The sequence below is a fragment of the Polynucleobacter sp. QLW-P1DATA-2 genome (assembly GCF_001870365.1).
Lineage (GTDB): Bacteria > Pseudomonadota > Gammaproteobacteria > Burkholderiales > Burkholderiaceae > Polynucleobacter.
In genome coordinates this window covers 1-3626 of record NZ_LZMQ01000008.1, presented here as the reverse complement: position 1 = coordinate 3626, position 3626 = coordinate 1, and the positions used below count along the sequence as shown (strand labels likewise).

Here is a 3626-nt window from a genome sequence, read left to right as displayed (position 1 = left end):
GTGGTATTAGAGATGCCTAAGGCCGCTTTAGATAAATTTACTGTATTGGTTGTATTAGAGCCTAAAGCATTGTTAACGCTTGCGTTCAGCGCGTAGTTATCTTGGCTGCCATTGGCTAAAGTGACCGCTGTAAATTTAGTAGCGCTGGCTACGTTTGCATCATTAATAACACCCGAACTTGCGGTGGTATTGACATCACTACCAACCAAACCGGTTAATGTAAAACTGCCATTACCTGTAGCAATCGTGGTTGAGCCAGCATACGTTGCCGTGGTATTAGAGATGCCTAAAGCGGCTTTAGATAAATTTACTGTATTGGTAGGGCCGCTAGCACTATAAGCACCACCGGTATTGCTAGCCAAGCTGGTCATGCCATTAATGGTGTAGTTGGATAAAAGCGCATTCCCAGTGCCGCCTGTCACAGCTAAACCATTAAAGCTTTTGACATAATTAGCGCCGTTGGCACTGACGTTTTGATTATCAATATTAAGGCTGGTAAAACTAATCGTCTGGCCATTTTTCCCAACAATTGATGTAGCAACTGGAACTAAAGTAGTGCTACCGTTGTAGGTGCCGGTCGCTGCAATATCAAGCACCGCTGGGGTAACGCTTGCAGCAGCACTGTTGCCGGTCGCCTGCGTAAATACATAGTTATTGTTTACAGCGCTTAATCCGCTACCAGTAATAGAGTACGCATTGTTTGCCACATCAGATGTCGCGGTAACCCCAGATGTCCAAACGGCTGTACCTGTGGTGGCAGCAGCTCTTGTGGCGCCATTAAGATTGTCATTACCAACATAGCCGGAGATATTACCGCCGTTTGTAACAGGGCCAGCACCATATGCACTGCTGGCAGTATTGGCGTTATACGTGAGCGTAGCAGCAGTAATAACAACACTATTGGTGCCGCCAGTATTAGTATTCGAGCCACCTGTGCTGCCTGCGGTTGCCGTCGCTGAAGTTGCTGCCGCATTCAATACGTAATTGCTAAACAACCATCCACTAGTAGGAACAATATTAGTTACTGTATTGCTACCGCCAGTAGTTACATTACCTGCAGTGTTTAAAGTAACGCTGCTGGCTGTGCCATTTAAATCCTGTCCAACCAAGCCGTATAGCGTAATGTTACTTGCACCATTAATGGTTGTACCAAGGCCTTGATAGGTCGCATTAACCGCTACACCAAGAGGTGCCGGCGTCACGGCTATGTTTGGCTGCGCCGATAAGCTAACAGTGCCACTCGCATTGCTATAGCCACTAATGCCGCTATAGGTATATAGCGTCCCGCCAGTTACATTTAAAACGTTTCCACTATTTACGGATGCAGAGGCTACATTCAGATTTCCGATAGCCGTTTGAGCTGACATTGCAAAAGTGTTGTTTCCTACTGAAGCTGTTAAATTTGCAAGTCCAGAATTTGCATTGCTTAGTGCCGATATCAATGCTGCGCCTGATGGTCCGGCTGCGCCGTTATACACCTGAGAAATATTATTCAATGTCAATGAATAAGTTGGCGCAGTAGCATCCCTAAATATAGCCTGCGCAGTGCCACCACCACTAATCGTATTGGGATTTGCACTAGTGCCGTAAGCAGTGTTATTTAGAGCATTAACACTCAAACCAGAGTTAGCAAGATTAAGAGTGCTAAAACTACTATTTAATATCGAGAGACTACCTGTAGCAGATTCTGAGCCAGAATAAACGTACAGCTTATCTCCAGAACCAAGTGTTACTGGGCTAGTAGTATTGGTAGTTAAGACATTGCCAGAGGTATTGCCTGCTGATAAAGCACTGCCGGCAATGATATTGACATTGCCAGACCCACTATCGACGATGTTGGCAGTAGTTAAGTTTCCGGTGCCAGTTGTGGCAAGAGTGATGCCGCCAGTACCAGTATTGGTTATGGATGTGTTGGCAGCAGAAGTCAAAGTAGAGGTTGATGAGGCGCCAGCACCAGTGCCGGTGATGCTACCAGCAGTTACGGAAACACCACTAGAGGCCCCGATGTTTGCGCTCAAAAGAACATTACCAGTTGCGCTTAAATTGACAGAGCCAGAAGTTAAATTAATGGCGCTGCTATCAGTTAATGTTCCAGTGATATTAGCAATCACATTACCAGTACCAGTAATCCCATTATTAATTGTTGTATTAGCAGCGCGCTGATAGCTTAAGGTTGAGCCGCCGCTCAATGTCACTGCACCAGTTCCTAATGTACCGGTGGTGCCGCTTGTACTACTTGCGCCCACTTGAAGTGTTCCACCACTAACGGTGGTGGTACCAGTATAGGTATTAGTGCCAGTAAGTATTTGCGTGCCACTGCCAGTTTTAGTGATGTTCGCGGGGCCGGTAGAAGCGCCCGTTTGATCAGCAATGACGCCCGAGAATGTGGCTGTGCCCGCGCTATTGTAGGCAACACCCGTCACATTATTGGTAGTGCCAGCAGCCGTGCCATTAACGCCGACAATAATATTCGGTGTCGCCATGCCATTACCAGACATCAAAGTACCGCTACCGGTTAGAGCATCAACATAAATTACGCCCTCAACGCCGCTAAAGTTTGCCCCTGACGCAATATTCAATGATGACTTATTGTTAGTCCAAACCTCATTTGAACTTGAGCTACCAATAAAGGTTCCGGCCTGCACATCAATCAAGCCTCCACTCATTGCAAAAGTAGCTGCGCCACTTCCCCAGTTTAGAGTCCCTGTGCCGGTTTTTTGAAGGGTGCCAGTGCCATTGATCGTATTGTTGGTGGTGTAAAGCGTGGATGCACCAGCTTTTACAAAGTAATTTAAGGTAGCACCACTAGCGATATTAATATTGCCTGGCCCCAATGTACCGACTGTAGAGGTATCGCCTACTTGCAAAGTACCAGTATTGACATTGGTGCCTCCACTGTAGGTGCTAGTACCTGTCAAGGTTTGTGTACCCTGGTTATTTTCCACTGTGCCAGAACCCGTTCCATTAGCAATCACACCTGAATACGAGTTTTGCAAGGAGTACGGATTAGAAAACTTCACCGCTGCACCGTTTGTTGTAATGCCACCAGCGCCAGTTGTGCCGCCCGTTAAATTAATACTCTTACCAGAGGCCCCAATGATTGTGCCTGCCAGATTTAATGGCGCTGCAGTAGGGGCGGCCGTATTAATACCCGTCAGAGTCACATCCGAATAGCCCTTAATAACTGAACTACTACCAGTTTGAATACCTGTAACCCCGGCAGCTTTGGTAGTGCCAGTTAAGGAAACGGCGGTGCCTGTCGTTGCATTACCCGTAATCCCTACGTTGTTATTGATATAAATTCCAGCACCGCCCGCCGTTCCAGCCACACCAGTCATCGCAACCGTTGATCCAGAAATATTAGCGTTTGCATACAAATAAATACCATTGTTATTGGTAGCTAAGCCGGTTTGGGCTCCATAAAAGTTCACAGCCCCCGTTGCCGCAATGGGCCCTGCCAGCTCTAATGACGATGTTGTAGTGGAGTTTGATTGCGCGGCAATATTAATATTGCCCGTTGCGCTAATGCCGCCGCCAACACCACTATTGCTGTTGCCATCCTGAAACAGAAGGCCCCTAGAAGTTTGTGCGTAGCCACTGCCAGGCGTTGTAATAGCGCCTGTTAT

General features: G+C 47.1%; 1 protein-coding gene. It reads right to left on the bottom strand.

What is annotated here, in order from left to right; genetic code table 11:
- Positions 1–3626: autotransporter-associated beta strand repeat-containing protein (locus A9236_RS09785; RefSeq protein WP_143070632.1), on the bottom strand; the 3626-nt coding region annotated here is incomplete at both ends.